We start from the raw sequence: 15,244 nt of genomic DNA, 5'->3' as shown, positions 1-15,244 counted from the left end.
CTTTGATCAGACCTTCCCGAGGGGCGCCCGTCAGCGTACGGCCGAGGCACAACGCCGGCCTCGATGCGATTGCATCGTCTGAAAGCTATCAGCATCGCGTTGGCAGGCAGTGCGCTTGTTTCGCCTGTGGCCTACGCCCTCGATTTTGCTGAGGCACGCCTTATCGCGGAGCAGCAGAGCCCGCGCATAAGCGCGCAGCAGTTGCAGGTCAACGTCGCCGAATCCGTGCAGAAGGCAGCAGGCTCGCTGCCCGACCCCAAGCTCTCGCTCGGCATCGAAAACTATCCCATCAGCGGCATGGATCGCTGGAGCATGACGCGCGAATCCATGACGATGCAGCGCCTGGCGCTCATGCAGGAAGTGCCCAACAGGGCCAAGCGCGACGCCCAGGTCGCCAGTGCGCAGGCGCGTGTGGATCGAGAGCGCGCGGCGCTGGTTTTGCAGCGATTGCAGATCCGCCAGGAACTCAGCCTGGCGTGGATCGCCGCGCAGGCGGTGGAGCAACGGGAGATACTGCTGACGGAACTGCTCGCGGAGAACCAGCGCCTGCAAGACAGTCTCCCCGCTCGCGTCGCCGGCGGCACGGCCCAGACTGGCGACCTGTTGGTCGCGCAACAGGAGGCGCTGACACTCACGGACCGCCGTGACGATCTACAGCGGGACCGGGCCAAGGCCAGGGCCGCATTGCGGCGCTGGGTGGGCTCCAGGGCCGACGAAGCACTGCAAGGCGATCCAGGCCCGCTCACTCACCCCGTCGCGCAACTGCGCACAGAACTGGCGAATCACGCGGAGCTTGAACTCTATCCGGCGATGCAAAGCATGGCCCGGGCCGAGTCCCGCGAAGCCCAATCAGAGACCCGCGGCGATTGGGCCTGGGAGATTGCCTATAGCCGGCGGGATCGCCGATGGGGCGACATGGTGTCATTCCAGGTGACATTCGATCTGCCATGGCAGAAGGATCGACGCCAAGTGCCCATGATCGAGGCAAAACGGCACGAGTTGGAGCGTCTGGACGCCGAACGCGAAGACGTGGCGCGGCGTCATTTGCAGGAGCTGGACGACAGCGCCGCCGAACTCCAAGCGTTGAACAGCCAGATCGACCGCCTGCAGACCGCAGGCTTGCAGCTGGTACGGAACCGAGCGGCGCTTGCGTTGAGCAACTACCGATCCGCCAAGGGGGACCTGAGCGCTGTGCTCAGTGCACGCGCCCAGGTACTGGAGACGCGCATGCGTCTGATCGACCTCGGAGCGCAGCGCGACAGCCTCGTCGCCCGACTGAACAGCCTGATCGCGGACTGAGTGGAGACCCTCGCCATGAACACCTCTTCGAGAAACATCCTTGCCGGCTTGACGCTGATTGCTGCCGGTATTGCCGTTGGATGGAGCGTCGCCCAATGGCGCGCCGGCCACCTCAGCGGCTCCCCCGCTGCCACCATTGCAAGTGCTCCGACCGAGCGCAAGGTGCTGTATTGGTACGACCCGATGGTGCCGGCCCAGAAGTTCGACAAGCCCGGCAAATCGCCCTACATGGACATGGCGTTGATGCCGAAGTACGCAGATGAAGACACTCAGGACAGCACGGGCCTGAGCGTGTCGGCGCAAGCGGTGCAAGCCCTGGGCCTGCGTACAACCGAAGTCGTGCAAGGCAAGATCGGCGCAGATGTGAACGTCGTGGGCACCGTGCTGCTCAACGACCGCGACGTCAGCATCGTGCAGGCGCGGACCGCTGGCTTCGTCGAGCGTGTCTACGCACGGGCTGCGGGCGACGTGATCGCAGCAGGGGCACCGCTGCCTGACCTATTGCTGCCGGAGTGGATCGCCGCACAGCGCGAGTTTCTCTCGGTTCGCGCGATGGGCGACGCACCGTTGACCGCAGCTGCCCGCCAACGGCTGCTGCTGCTCGGCATGCCGCAAGCCCTGATCGCCCAGGTGGAGCGCACAGGCGAGCCCAAGGGGCTGTACACGGTCACAACACCTCAAGGCGGCTTGGTGGCCGAACTGATGGTGCGTCAGGGCATGACGGTTTCCGCCGGGGAAAGCCTGGCCCGGGTGAATGGCTTGGCCACGGTGTGGATCGAAGCGGCTGTCCCCGAAGCACAAAGCGGGCCATTGCAGGTCGGCCAAACGGCGCAGGTCCGGCTGGCGGCGTTTCCCGGTGAAGTGCTCCAGGCGCGCATCGTGAGCATCCTGCCCGAAGCCAACCGCGACACCCGTACGGTGCGAGTGCGGCTTGAAATGGCCAATCCCGGCCAGCGCCTGAAGGCCGGCATGTCCGGCCAGATCGCGCTCAAAGGCAACGAACAGCCCGCGCTGCTTGTTCCCAGCGAGGCGGTCATCCGCACCGGCAAGCGCGCACTGGCCTATGTGGTCGATGGACCCGGCAAGTTCCATCCCGTGGAGGTCCAGGTGGGCGCGGAGGTAGGCGATCAACTGGTGGTCAACGGCGGGCTCGCGGCGGGACAGCAGGTGGTGGCCTCGGCGCAGTTCCTGATCGATTCGGAAGCCAGCCTGCGGGGCGTGCTGCCTGCAGGTGCCGCGGCGTCCGCGCCTGCATCGCCGCACAACGGGCACGGCACCTCGTCGCCACCGGCCGCGGCCACCAACGCTTTCGTGGTGCGCGGCGTGATCGAGGAGATGTCGCCCACCGAGCTGACGCTGGCGCACGAGGCCGTGCCAGCCCTCCAATGGCCGGCCATGACCATGGGCTTCAAGCTGAGCAGCCCGCAGCTCGCCGCGGGTCTTTCGGTTCGGCAGCAGGTGCGATTCACCTTCTCCAAGCAAGGTGAGGACTACGTGATCACCGCCATCGAAAAGGTGCAGCCATGATCGCCAAACTGATTCGATGGTCGGTGGCCAATCGCTTCCTGGTGCTGCTGGCCACCGCCATGCTCACGGCATGGGGCGTGTGGGGCGTTCGCAGCACGCCCGTGGATGCGCTGCCGGACTTGTCAGACGTGCAGGTCATCATTCGCACCAACTACCCAGGACAGGCGCCGCAGATCGTCGAGAACCAGGTCACCTACCCGTTGGCCACCACCATGCTGTCGGTGCCAGGGGCCAAGACCGTGCGCGGCTTCTCGTTCTTTGGCGACTCGTTCGTCTATGTCTTGTTCGAGGACGGAACCGACCTGTACTGGGCCCGCTCACGGGTACTGGAATACCTGAACCAGGTCCAGGGCCGATTGCCCGCCACGGCGAAGCCGGCCCTGGGTCCGGACGCCACAGGCGTCGGCTGGATCTTCCAGTACGCGCTCGTGGATCGCACGGGCAAGAACGATCTGGCGCAACTGCGTGCGTTGCAGGACTGGTTCCTGAAGTTCGAACTCAAGAGCCTGCCCAACGTGGCCGAAGTGGCATCGGTGGGGGGCATGGTCAAGCAGTACCAGGTCGTGCTCGACCCGATCAAGTTGGCGTCCTATGGCCTCAGTCAGGCTCAAGTCCGCGATGCCCTGATGGGGGCCAACCAGGAGACCGGCGGCTCCGTCCTGGAATTGTCAGGCGCGGAGTACATGGTCCGCGCGAGCGGATACCTCAAGACCCTGGACGAGTTCCGGGAGATCCCCTTGACGGCACGCGGCGGTGTGCCGGTGCGGCTGGGGGATGTGGCGACGCTCCAGATAGGCCCGGAGATGCGGCGTGGCATTGCCGAACTCGACGGAGAAGGCGAGGTCGCCGGCGGCGTGGTGGTGCTGCGCTCCGGCAAGAATGCCCAGGAGACGATCGCTGCCGTCAAGGCCAAGCTCGCGGAGCTGCAGGGCAGCCTGCCGCCGGGCGTCGAGATCGTCACCAGCTACGACCGCAGCGCGCTGATCGAGCGGGCCATTCGCAATCTCACGACCAAGCTGGGCGAAGAGTTTCTGGTGGTGGCGCTGGTCTGCGCACTGTTCCTTTGGCATCTTCGTTCTGCGCTGGTGGCCATCATCTCGCTACCTCTGGGCGTGATGACGGCGTTCCTGGTCATGCGCTACCAGGGCATCAACGCCAACATCATGTCGCTGGGGGGGATTGCCATCGCCGTGGGGGCGATGGTGGATGCAGCGGTGGTGATGATCGAGAACGCCCACAAGAAGCTGGAGGCTTGGCAGCACGCGCACCCGGATCAACGACTGCAGGGCAAGGAACGGTGGGACGTGATCACACAGGCCGCAGAGGAAGTCGGTCCTGCGCTCTTCTTCTCGCTGCTCATCATCACGCTCTCGTTCATCCCGGTCTTCACCCTAGAAGCGCAGGAAGGCCGGCTGTTCGGCCCGCTGGCGTTCACCAAGACCTACGCGATGGCCGCGGCCGCAGGGCTGTCAGTGACGCTGATTCCCGTACTCATGGGCTACTGGATTCGCGGGCGTATCCCGGATGAGCAGAAGAACCCCATCACCCGCATCCTGATTGCAGCCTACCGGCCAGCACTGGAGTGGGTACTGCGCCGGCCTAAGGCGACGCTGCTGATCGCCGTGCTGGCCTTGGCGACCACGGCCTGGCCCTTGGCGCGGCTCGGCGGTGAGTTTCTGCCGAGGTTGGACGAAGGGGACCTGCTCTACATGCCCTCGGCCCTGCCGGGACTCTCGGCGCAGCGCGCCACGGAGTTGCTGCAGCTGAGCAACCGCATGATCAAGACCGTACCTGAAGTGGACAAGGTGTTCGGCAAGGCAGGACGGGCCGAAACTGCGACCGATCCGGCGCCCCTTGAGATGTTCGAGACCACGGTGAAGCTCAAGCCCAGGGAACAATGGCGTCCAGGCATGACGCCCGAGAAGCTCGTGGAAGAGCTGGATCGTGCCGTGAAGATCCCGGGCCTGTCCAATATCTGGATTCCCCCTATCCGCAATCGCATCGACATGCTGGCTACCGGCATCAAGAGCCCGATCGGGGTGAAGGTGACCGGCAACGACCTGGGCGTGATCGATCGCATCGCTGCAGAGGTCGAGCAGGTCGCCAAGGGCATTCCCGGCGTGACGTCATCCCTCGCGGAGCGCTTGACGGGCGGGCGCTACGTGGATGTTCAGATCGACCGCGTAGCCGCCGGTCGCTACGGCCTGAACATCGCCGATGTCCAGGCCGTCATCGCCGGCGCGGTGGGTGGCGAAAACGTCTCGGAAACGGTCGAGGGGCTTGCCCGCTTTCCGATCAATCTGCGCTACGCGCGAGAATGGCGTGATTCACCACAACGGCTGGCAGAACTACCCATCTTCACGCCGATGGGTCAGCAGATCACGTTGGGGACCGTGGCACGCATCGCGATCACCGATGGGCCGCCCATGCTCAAGAGCGAGAACGCACGGCCCTCCGGTTGGGTCTATGTCGATGTGCGCGGCCGTGATCTAGCCTCGGTGGCCAACGAACTGCGCGATGCCATCGGGCAGCAGGTCAAGCTGGAGCCGGGTGTGAGCATCACCTACTCCGGGCAGTTCGAATACATGGAGCGGGCCAATGCACGCCTGAAGGTTGTGGTGCCTGCCACCCTGTTGATCATCTTCGTTCTGTTGTACCTGACCTTCGCGCGTGTGGACGAAGCGGGCTTGATCATGGCGACCTTGCCCTTCGCGCTCACGGGGGGCATCTGGTTCCTGTACCTGCTGAACTACAACCTGTCCATCGCCACCGGCGTGGGATTCATCGCGCTGGCAGGTGTGGCGGCGGAGTTCGGCGTGGTGATGCTCATCTATCTGAAGCAGGCCTTGGCGGAACGTTGCCCCGATGGACGCGACCCGACGCGAGAAGAACTGCTCGATGCGATCCGGGAGGGTGCCGTGCTGCGCGTGCGGCCCAAGGCGATGACCGTCGCCGTCATCCTGGCGGGCCTGGTACCCATTGTCTGGAGCAGCGGTACGGGCTCGGAGGTCATGAGCCGCATCGCAGCCCCGATGCTTGGAGGGATGGTGACCGCTCCGTTGCTGTCGCTCTTCGTGATTCCGGCTGCCTACATGCTGATGCGTAAGCCGCGCTAACGTTGCAACGCGGCAGGGTCTCATAACCAAGGCCCTGCCGTTTCCGGTGCGGCCTATCGGCACCCGAGCGAATAACCATTCGACACATGCGCTTTAGCCGGCGTAAGAACTGGCCGAAGGCGCGGAGGCACGACTAACCGCTTGGCAGTGACGAGCCATATCAGGGAACAAAACCTGACCCCGGCCGTTCAGACAGAATCGTCAGCATTTCTATGACAGCCCGAACCTTGGGCTGCAGGTAACGCGATTGCGGCCACACTGCATGGATAGGCATCTCACCACCTGCCCAGTCCGGCAGCAAGGGGATCAAGCGCCCCTGCCGTATATCTTCGGCCACCAGCCATGTCGGCATCTGCATGATGCCGCAGCCGGCCAGACCCGCCGCCAACATTGCTTCACCATCACTGAATTCATGGCGCGGATAGATTTCCTGCCGACGTACGCGCTGGTCCGATACGCGGAGCAACCAAGTGGGTCTCTGCCGTCCCCGAGGACCAGTGATGCAGTCCCGATGCCTTACCCCATTACTTCTCGGTAATTACTGCGGCGCGCTCACTAATACGACCACTACATTCTGGGACGACGTAGGGGCTGACTCAGTCCGGTTGTAGGCGCTCAGAAGGCTATGGCCTTCAGGATGGCCGCACGCCTCATCGCGCCGCGCCGTATGCGCTGCGGACTGCAAAGGCCCGCATCCTGTAGCTCACTTCCGACGGCCAAAGCATCCATCTTTGGCCGTCGGCCAGCGTCAGGCACTTTCGAGCATTGCCGCATCATTTAGCAACCGTTGAATGCGCTGGCGAATCTCCTCTGGAATACCTTGCGCAGACGAATCAGGTCCGGGCCTGTTTGGCTGCTGCTGGGTGCCCGCGATGACCCGCACGACCATGCCCAAATTTCCGGGTGTCACGATGTCGATGGCCGCGCGATCACCCAGATCCGGGTGTACGCGGGTCAGCATCCGGTACAAGTCCCACGAATCCGCGTGCGGACACTGGTTCATGAGCACCTGGGCCAGTTTGTGCTTGAGCGGCACCAGTTGCCAGTCGGGCACACGTTGCCCGCGATTGCCCAAGCTGATGGACAGCAGTTTGCCCGCCTTCAGCTCGCGGTTTATCTGGTCCTTGGACTTTCCGGCCAGCTTACCGAACAGCGGAACCGGCAAACTGCTCGGCGATTCGTAGATGGCGAGCATTTCCTCGCGCTCGCGCTGGATGGCGGATACTTCCGGCGCCGGCGCACGCGTCGGGGGCGGTGGCACCTGCGACAGCCGCTGGAAGGTGATTCCCGCGTCGTTTGGCGTCACGACAATGGGGGTGACCACCACGGGCGGAGCCGAAGCCGCAGAAGTGCCTGCAACGATGGCGTCGGGGTTGTCCTCCCCTGCGATGGCTGGCACGCCCTCGATATGGATGGTGAGGTGGGCGCTGGCCGCTTCGACCTGGCCCTGTTCGAGTAAGTCGAGGCGATCCGCCCAGTCCTGCATCATCCGACGGCGCGGCTCAACATACTTGGCGTGGTTGTAGGCCGAACTCACCTTGTTCGGGTCCGAGTGCGAAAGCTGCGCGTCCACCCAAATCTTGGGATAGCCGATCTCGTTGAGCGCCGTCGAGATGGTTCCGCGGATGCCGTGCCCGGTCAGTTGATCCTCGTAGCCCATTCGTTTCAAGGCCGCGTTGAGGGTGTTCTCGCTGATGCGCTTCTTGAGTTCGCTGCGGTGCGTGAGCAGATGGACCTGGGCCGGCTTCATCACACCCAACAGGTAGCGCACGATCTCGATGGCCTGCACGGACAACGGCACGATGTAGGGCGGAACGTCCTGCGGGCGCTTGCCGGCCTTGCGCATCTCGTCCTGGAGTTGTTTGACAATCTGCGGCGGGATGATCCACAGGCCACGGTCGAGATCGAACTGGTCCGGGGTCGCCAGCCGCAGCTCGCCGGTACGCACGCCGGTCAGGAACAGCAGCCGGATGCCGAGTTGGGTCTGCCAACCACGAGGGTTGTAGAGCCTGAGCTTGTGCAGGAACTCGGGAAGCTCCCGAAGATGCAGGTAGGGGTTGTGGTTCACCGGGGGCTTGGGCTCGGCCACCACGTCCAGGTCGGAGGCCGGATTGGCTTCCAGCCCCTCCACGATGACGAGGGCATAGCGGAACAACTGCCCCAGCCAGGTGCGGACCTTCTCGGCAGTGGTGAACGCCTTGCGCTCCTCGATCCTCGCCAGGACGCCCAGGAGTTGGGGCCGGCGAATGTCGTAGATCGACATCTGCTTGAGGCTGGGCAGCACGTCCTTGTTGAAGATCCGCAGGATCTGCGACAGCGTGCTGTTCCTGCCCTCCTTGATTTCCTTGCGGCGATGCTCGACCCACGCATCGAAGACGGCCTTGAAGGTGTAGTCGGCCGCAAGCTTGACCGCGTGTCGCTTCTGTTTGCGATCGGTATGGGGGTTGATGCCCTTTGCCAGAAGCGCCCGGGCTTCGTCGCGCAAGGTGCGCGCTTCGCGCAAACCGATCTCGGGGTAGTTCCCCAGGGAGATGCGCTTTTGCTTGCCGAGCCAGTAATAGCGCAAATGCCACGACTTGCCGCCGGTGGGGGCGACCACCAGGCCGAGGCCATCGGTGTCGGGGATGCTGTACGTTTTCTCGGCGGCCTTGGCTTGCCGCACGGTCAGATCAGAGAGTGTCATCATCAAGCTCCTAAGTCTTGGACTTAGGCCCGATGCTGCTTGTCATCCCGATCCAACCCCAGCAACAACCCGGAACCGGCACCACCCGCATTCTTTGGCCTTGTTTTTGGCCTCAAAAACGCTGGCTGTCAGTGGATTTCCGTGGCTTTCGCTGGAATGAAAAAAGGAGCCGAAGCTCCTCTTTTCAACGACTTACAGACGTCAGTGGAAGTCCGTAGATCATAACTTGGAGCGGGAGACGAGTCTCGAACTCGCGACCTCAACCTTGGCAAGGTTGCGCTCTACCAACTGAGCTACTCCCGCTTGGCTGCAAACTATGCGTCAGCAGCGAAGAAACGAGATTCTATATGGCTTTTTTGGGACGCGCAAGTCGCTTGGTGCGAGTTGGTGAAATGTCGCACGGAAACCTCCAGTTCGCCACGTCGCCTAGGGTAAAGGTTTCAGCGACTTCGACGTTTCCACCGCATATTTGATCAGTTCGGCCTGGCCCTCGATATTGAGTTTGCGCTTGATATTCAGCCGATGGGTTTCCACTGTGCGCACGGACAGATTCAAGGCCTGGGCAATTTGCTTGTTTGCATGGCCGTCGGCGATGTGGCGCAGTACGTCGCGCTCGCGCTGGGTGAGCAGCAGGGCGGGCGAACTGGTGGTAGACAGACTGACCGCCGCTGCCGCACTGAAGTACATGCGGCCGCTCATGACGGCGTGGATGGCGTTGATGATTTCCTGGGCCGGCTCGTGTTTGAGCAGGTAGCCTCGTGCGCCGGCTTTGGCGGCCTGAACGATGTACTCGCCGTTGTCGTGCATCGTCAGCACGAGGACGGCGATTTGCGGGTATTGCTCGTGTAATTGCGCAATGAGCGACAGGCCGCCCATACCGGGCATGTTCAGATCCATCAGCACTAGGTGGGGCAAGGTTGCGCCCGTCGGGTCCTGTGCCATGCAGTCTTGCAGAAACGCCAGCGCGGCCAGTGCATGTCCGGCCTCGCCGATGACGTGCAGACCCGGCACAGTTTCCAGGCGCAGCCGCAGGCCGTCGCGTACCAGAGGGTGGTCGTCGATGAGCAACAGGCGGATGGTAGGGGAGGTGTTGGGCATGTCAGGTCGCTATGTCCGCACTGTCGGGGATGAACGCTGTGGCCGGAAGCGGCAGCCACGCTTGCAGGCGGGTACCTTGGTCATCGGCGTGGCACGTTAGCGTACCCGCCAATGCCGCCATGCGTTCGCGCATGTTGCGCAGACCGATTCCGAGTTGTGGGTCTTGTTGCACGTTCGCATAATCAAAACCTACGCCATTATCCGCGATCGTCAAGCTCAGGCCCCGTTTGGCATAGTCGAGTGTGATGTCCGCGCGGCTGGCATGGGCGTGCCGCAGGACATTGGTCAAGGCCTCTTGTGTGATGCGGAACAGGGCGGTGGCATGGGCCTCGGGTAATGGACGCACGTCACCCGTGGTATGCAATCGGACCGCTAACGGCGGGGCGCCATCCTCATGTGCAACAGCAAATTCACGGCCCAGGTGTTCTAACGCAGCGGGCAGCCCCAGATCGTCGAGCACAGTCGGGCGCAGATTGTGAGAAATCCGCCGGACCTCGCCCACGGCCGTGTTCAGCCGGTCGAGCGCGCCGGACAGGGGGCGGTCGATCAGGGCCAGCGTGTGAGGGTCACCCGTTTGTGTTTGCAGGCGTTCTCGAGCCGCCTCGAGTGACAGTTTGATCGACACCAGGATCTGGCTGATGCCGTCGTGCAGTTCCCGGGATAGGCGGGCGCGCTCGTCTTCTTGTGAATGTACGACGCGCCGCGCCATGAGTTGCAGCTTGGCGTCGGATTGGCGGTGGTCGCTGATGTTCAGCGCGAGGCCGCAGGCCGTCACGCCCAGGATGGCGGCGGCTACGATACCGCCCACCCAGGCAAACATATTGCGGATATTGGCTTGGGCGGCAGCGTCGATATGGGCCAGGGTTTGTTCGACGTCGTCCAGGTAGATGCCGGTGCCCAGCATCCAGCCCCAACGCTCCATGATCACGACGTAACCCAGTTTCTCGACCGTCTGGCCGGTGGAGGGTTTTTCCCAAAGATAACGGACGGCCTGGCCATGGTTGCCGCCGTGGCGGGCAGCGGCCAGCAGGTTTTGAATAACGGGTTGGCCTCGCGTATCGCGCAGGTCCCAAAGGCTCTGCCCCACGAGCTCGGGCTGGCGCGGGTGCATCAGGTTTTTACCGTGCAGATCGTAGATGAAGAAATAACCATCATGGCCAAACTCCATCTGCTCCAGCAAGGCCAGGGCGCGCGCCTGCGTGGCCGGATCGTCGCCCGCGCTCTGCAGCGGCGCGACGGCGCTATAGGCGAGGCTGACATAGTGGCGCAGTTCGCTTTCTTTGCTGGATAGCCAGGCTTGTTCTACGACTTGCTTTTCACGTTGGGCGAGCTGCATCCCCTGCACATAAACCGCAACGGAGATGGCGGCGACGGCAATAAGCAAGGGAACAACGGCCAAGAGCAGGATTTTCAGACGGAGTTTCATAGATTGGCAAAAAACGCCATTGATGCGGTGCGGGACGTCCGCAACTCCTTGTTTAGCGGGGAATTTTCATGTGCATTTTAAGTGTTTGTCTAATGATTGTTGCGATGCGATAAGTAATAGTACGTAGTTAATTTACGTAGTTTCTCGCTTGTTGAGGGGCAGGGTAATCGAAATACTACGGCCTGCGCTGAAAGGGGCGCATGGCTGGCGTATCCGCCGGCCGCCAGACAACAACGAGTCTGCCCACCCGCAAGACATCGGCATGGCCGCGCTTTATCCAGGTGGAAGGCTAAGAGGAGCATAGTTTATGCATACCAGCAGTAGAGGACTGGGGAACCACCTGGTCTGGCTGGCGATTGCTGTGCTGGGCGCGTTTGCGCTCGGTACGGTGGCGCTTTCCCGTGGCGAAACCATCAACGCGCTGTGGATCGTGATCGCAGCCGTCTGTGTGTATCTGATCGCTTATCGTTATTACAGCCGCTTCATCGCGACCAAGGTGTTGCAGCTGGACGCCACCCGCATGACGCCGGCGTGGAAATACAACGACGGGCTCGATTTTGTGCCCACCAACAAACATGTGCTGTTTGGCCACCACTTTGCCGCGATTGCTGGTGCGGGGCCATTGGTCGGGCCTGTGTTGGCGGCGCAAATGGGATACTTGCCGGGCGTGCTGTGGCTGCTGGCTGGTGTGGTGTTTGCCGGCGCGGTGCAGGACTTCATCGTGCTGTTCATCTCGACGCGGCGTGATGGCCGGTCTCTGGGAGATCTGGTCAAGGCCGAGCTGGGCACGGTGCCGGGTGTGATTGCACTGTTTGGCGCGTTCATGATCATGGTCATCATCCTGGCCGTCTTGGCATTGATCGTGGTAAAGGCCCTCACGCATTCGCCTTGGGGCACGTTTACGGTAGCCGCGACCATTCCCATTGCCTTGTTCATGGGCGTGTATTTGCGCTATTTGCGTCCGGGCCGGATCGGCGAGGTATCGATCATCGGTTTTGTGCTGTTGATGGCCGCCATTGTGTTCGGGCAAGACGTGGCAGCGCATCCCACCTTGTCTGCGTGGTTCGATTTTGATGGCAAGGGCCTCACCTGGATTCTCATCGGCTACGGTTTTGTGGCTTCGGTGCTGCCGGTATGGTTGCTGCTGGCGCCGCGCGATTACTTGTCGACGTTCCTCAAAATCGGCACGATTGCCGGGCTGGCGATCGGTATTCTGATCGTTGCTCCCGAATTGAAAATGCCTGCGTTGACGAAGTTCGTCGACGGCACCGGTCCGGTGTGGTCGGGCAATCTGTTCCCGTTCCTGTTCATTACGATTGCTTGCGGCGCGGTATCGGGTTTTCACGCGCTGATCGCGTCGGGCACCACGCCCAAGCTGATCGAAAACGAAACGCAGGCTCGCTATATTGGCTATGGCGGCATGCTGATGGAGTCGTTCGTCGCCATCATGGCCCTGGTGGCCGCATGCGTGATCGAACCGGGCATCTACTACGCGATGAATAGCCCTGCTGCTGTGATCGGCACCACGCCTGAGCATGTCGCACAGGTAGTGTCGAGCTGGGGCTTCGTGGTCACGCCTGCCGATTTGATTCAGACGGCGAAAGACGTCGGCGAAAGCACGATCATTTCGCGCGCAGGTGGCGCGCCGACTCTGGCTGTAGGCATGGCGCACATCTTGCACCAGGTCATCGGCGGTCCGGCCATGATGGCATTCTGGTATCACTTTGCCATCCTGTTTGAAGCATTATTTATTCTGACTGCAGTCGATGCAGGGACGCGTGCAGGCCGCTTCATGTTGCAAGATCTGTTGGGCACATTTGCTCCGTCGCTCAAGCGTACAGAGTCGCTGCCCGCCAGTCTGATCGCGACAGGTCTATGCGTAGCGGCCTGGGGTTATTTCCTGTACCAGGGGGTGGTCGATCCGCTTGGCGGCATCAATACGCTATGGCCGTTGTTTGGCATTGCCAACCAGATGCTGGCGGCGATTGCATTGACGCTGGGTACGGTGGTGCTGTTCAAGATGAAGCGCGATCGCTATGCATGGGTGACGGTGGTGCCGACGTTGTGGTTGTTGGCGTGCACCTTGACCGCCGGCTGGCAGAAAATGTTTGATGCCGATCCCAGAGTGAGCTTCCTCGCGCACGCGGCAAAGTACAACGCAGCCATTGCACAAGGCCAAGTCCTGGCCCCGGCCAAGGACCTCGCTGAAATGAGCCGTGTTGTATTCAACGACTACGTGGATGCGGCGCTGTGCGGCATCTTTATGTTCGTCGTACTGAGCATCGTGATGTTTGGCATTCGTTCCGTACTGCAAGCCCGTGCCAAAGGCGCGGCCACATCCCGCGAAACGCCGTACGAGCCGCTGCCCGCGGCGGCTGGCGGACATTGATCGACGGAGGGCGCCATATGTTCACCAATTTGGGCGCCGCNGGCAAAGCCGGTCGCTACCTGGGCCAGACATTGCGCTTGATGGTCGGGGTGCCCGACTATGAAAACTACGTCGCACATATGCGGCGTACGCACCCCGACCAAACGCCGATGACCTACGAGGAGTTTTTCCGAGAGCGTCAGGATGCTCGCTATGGCGGCAAAAAGCGTCTGGGCTGCTGTTAACATGTGAGCGCCCCAGGTTTTAGCTTTCTCTTGTATTCATGCCGGATTTTCCCCAGGCGTCGTCCACCGCCACGTTAACGCCCGCGCGTCAGGATCTTACCCAACTCAATACGCTGGGTTTGTCTGCTTGGGCGGACGCCTTTGTGACTTTGCGTTCCGTGGATCAATTGAATGCCTTGTCTGATCTGGCAGATCAGTATTCCCGTTTGTTGGTCTTGGGCGGCGGCAGCAATATGGTGTTGCCTGCGCGGATCGAGAGCCTGGTCGCCCATGTCGCCGTGACCGGTGTGCGCCTGATCGAGGCGCGGCCAGAGGCCTGGATCATCGAGGCAGGGGCCGGCGAGAGCTGGCATGGTTTCGTGACTACCTGTGTGGAACAGGGCTGGGATGGACTCGAAAACCTGGCATTGATTCCAGGCACAGTGGGTGCCGCACCGGTACAGAACATCGGCGCCTATGGCGTCGAGTTGGCGGATCGTTTCCTGGGGCTGACAGCATGGAACGTCCGTCAGCGCCGTTTGATAGAGATGGCCGCGGCGGACTGTCAGTTTGCCTATCGAGATAGCATTTTCAAACACAGCGAGCCCGGCGAGTGGATCATCGTCGCGGTGCGCTTCGCGCTGCCACGCCCCTGGCAGGCCGTGCTCGAATATCCGGATTTGCAGCGTTATTTTGGACTGTCTGGTGGTGCCGGCGCCTCTGCGATTCCTGGCACACACGCGTCCAGCGCACCGACCGCGCGCGACATCTTCGACGCAGTTTGCGATATTCGCCGCCAAAAACTCCCTGACCCCGCCGTCATCGGCAACGCAGGCAGTTTCTTCAAAAATCCGCTCGTCGACGCCACCGTTCGCGATGCCTTGCAGGCGCAGCACCCAGGCCTCGTGTCCTACCCACAGCCCGACGGACGCTACAAACTCGCCGCAGGTTGGCTGATCGATCAATGTGGATGGAAAGGCAAGCAACTTGGCGCCGCAGGCGTGCATGACAGGCAAGCCTTGGTCCTAGTCAACAAAGGCAGCGCCACTGCCGCCGACATCATGGCATTAGCCGCAGCAATCCAGCACGACGTTTCAGTGCGTTATCACATCGAGCTAGAACCCGAGCCCGTCGTCTGGCAATCATAAGCAATAAGGCCGTAAGCCTTCGACGGCCCTTCCGAATCGCTTAAAGCGTCCGGACAGCGTTGGCAAGGTCGCAAGAGTTCCGATCACATCAAGCGCGGGCGCTCCTCATACCCGGACCGTTCCAGCACACCTGACTCTCTCGCAAGTCAAGCTCGAATGCGATCTGTCGGCGCGCCCGTAGGCGCCGACAGNNCNCGGCCCTGCAAGATCTTCTTTTTAACAAAGACCGGCCCTACGAAGCCCAAGCAAGAAACTCGTCCCAGCGATGCCGCGAGCTGGAGACATTGCGAGTTGATGCGGGGCAGTGGCCGCGTTGGGGCGCCTCGGCGTCGAGCGAGGGAAACCGAAGGAGCGC

9 protein-coding genes, 1 tRNA gene and 1 pseudogene are annotated in these 15,244 nt (G+C 62.1%); 6 read left to right on the top strand and 5 right to left on the bottom strand.

The window, feature by feature from the left end:
- Positions 1-63: 63 nt before the first annotated feature.
- From ACNA0J_RS09065 to ACNA0J_RS09055, 3 genes are read left to right on the top strand one after another with little or no spacing between them, the layout of a single operon-like run.
- Positions 64-1,299: a TolC family protein gene (locus ACNA0J_RS09065; RefSeq protein ID WP_013391831.1), complete on the top strand. Its 1,236-nt coding sequence runs from the start codon at positions 64-66 to the stop codon at positions 1,297-1,299.
- A gap of 15 nt (positions 1,300-1,314) precedes the next feature.
- On the top strand, positions 1,315-2,826 hold the full coding sequence (locus tag ACNA0J_RS09060; protein WP_013391832.1) for an efflux RND transporter periplasmic adaptor subunit: 1,512 nt from the start codon (positions 1,315-1,317) through the stop codon (positions 2,824-2,826).
- The gene (locus tag ACNA0J_RS09055) at positions 2,823-5,942 is read left to right on the top strand and encodes an efflux RND transporter permease subunit (RefSeq protein ID WP_016445091.1); all 3,120 of its coding nucleotides are present in this window, start codon (positions 2,823-2,825) and stop codon (positions 5,940-5,942) included. Before ACNA0J_RS09060 ends, ACNA0J_RS09055 begins: the two co-directional genes overlap by 4 nt.
- Positions 5,943-6,102: 160 nt before the next feature.
- Here the strand turns inward: ACNA0J_RS09055 and ACNA0J_RS09050 are convergent.
- The 5 genes and pseudogenes from ACNA0J_RS09050 to ACNA0J_RS09030 all read right to left on the bottom strand — a co-directional run.
- Positions 6,103-6,447: pseudogene (locus ACNA0J_RS09050) on the bottom strand (LysR substrate-binding domain-containing protein); the annotation flags it as partial.
- A 243-nt stretch (positions 6,448-6,690) separates the two neighbouring features.
- Entirely contained in the window at positions 6,691-8,625 is a 1,935-nt protein-coding gene (locus ACNA0J_RS09045; RefSeq protein WP_415818756.1) for a tyrosine-type recombinase/integrase, read from the bottom strand.
- Between the two features lie 227 nt (positions 8,626-8,852).
- Positions 8,853-8,928, bottom strand: a tRNA-Gly gene (locus ACNA0J_RS09040).
- A gap of 123 nt (positions 8,929-9,051) precedes the next feature.
- Entirely contained in the window at positions 9,052-9,723 is a 672-nt protein-coding gene (locus ACNA0J_RS09035; protein WP_415818613.1) for a response regulator, read from the bottom strand.
- Position 9,724: 1 nt separating this feature from the next.
- Positions 9,725-11,149 carry a cache domain-containing protein gene (locus ACNA0J_RS09030; RefSeq protein WP_415818611.1) on the bottom strand — a complete coding sequence of 475 codons (1,425 nt, stop codon included), beginning with the start codon at positions 11,147-11,149 and terminating at the stop codon, positions 9,725-9,727.
- A gap of 307 nt (positions 11,150-11,456) precedes the next feature.
- Between ACNA0J_RS09030 and ACNA0J_RS09025 the strand changes: the two genes are divergently transcribed.
- The 3 genes from ACNA0J_RS09025 to murB all read left to right on the top strand — a co-directional run bounded on the left by ACNA0J_RS09025 (position 11,457) and on the right by murB (position 14,889).
- Positions 11,457-13,538, top strand: a complete 2,082-nt coding sequence (locus ACNA0J_RS09025; RefSeq protein WP_415818609.1) for a carbon starvation CstA family protein — start codon at positions 11,457-11,459, stop codon at positions 13,536-13,538.
- Between the two features lie 41 nt (positions 13,539-13,579).
- A partial coding sequence (locus ACNA0J_RS09020; RefSeq protein WP_415818607.1) for a YbdD/YjiX family protein occupies positions 13,580-13,762 on the top strand: 183 nt, incomplete at its 5' end.
- A 38-nt stretch (positions 13,763-13,800) separates the two neighbouring features.
- Complete coding sequence (gene murB / locus ACNA0J_RS09015) at positions 13,801-14,889, top strand: UDP-N-acetylmuramate dehydrogenase (RefSeq protein WP_415818605.1); 1,089 nt, start codon at positions 13,801-13,803, stop codon at positions 14,887-14,889.
- The last annotated feature ends 355 nt before the right edge of the window (positions 14,890-15,244 follow it).

The sequence above is a fragment of the Bordetella tumbae genome (assembly GCF_965139195.1).
GTDB lineage: Bacteria > Pseudomonadota > Gammaproteobacteria > Burkholderiales > Burkholderiaceae_B > Bordetella_A > Bordetella_A tumbae.
The sequence above is the reverse complement of the archived record's forward strand: the minus strand, read 5'-3'. Positions and strand labels throughout refer to the sequence as shown.

Coding starts and splice junctions, on each gene's coding strand:
- ACNA0J_RS09065 (WP_013391831.1), top strand. CDS start 64: ATGCGATTGCATCGTCTGAAAGCTATCAGCATCGCGTTGGCAGGCAGT.
- ACNA0J_RS09060 (WP_013391832.1), top strand. CDS start 1,315: ATGAACACCTCTTCGAGAAACATCCTTGCCGGCTTGACGCTGATTGCT.
- ACNA0J_RS09055 (WP_016445091.1), top strand. CDS start 2,823: ATGATCGCCAAACTGATTCGATGGTCGGTGGCCAATCGCTTCCTGGTG.
- ACNA0J_RS09045 (WP_415818756.1), bottom strand. CDS start 8,625: ATGACACTCTCTGATCTGACCGTGCGGCAAGCCAAGGCCGCCGAGAAA.
- ACNA0J_RS09035 (WP_415818613.1), bottom strand. CDS start 9,723: ATGCCCAACACCTCCCCTACCATCCGCCTGTTGCTCATCGACGACCAC.
- ACNA0J_RS09030 (WP_415818611.1), bottom strand. CDS start 11,149: ATGAAACTCCGTCTGAAAATCCTGCTCTTGGCCGTTGTTCCCTTGCTT.
- ACNA0J_RS09025 (WP_415818609.1), top strand. CDS start 11,457: ATGCATACCAGCAGTAGAGGACTGGGGAACCACCTGGTCTGGCTGGCG.
- murB (WP_415818605.1), top strand. CDS start 13,801: ATGCCGGATTTTCCCCAGGCGTCGTCCACCGCCACGTTAACGCCCGCG.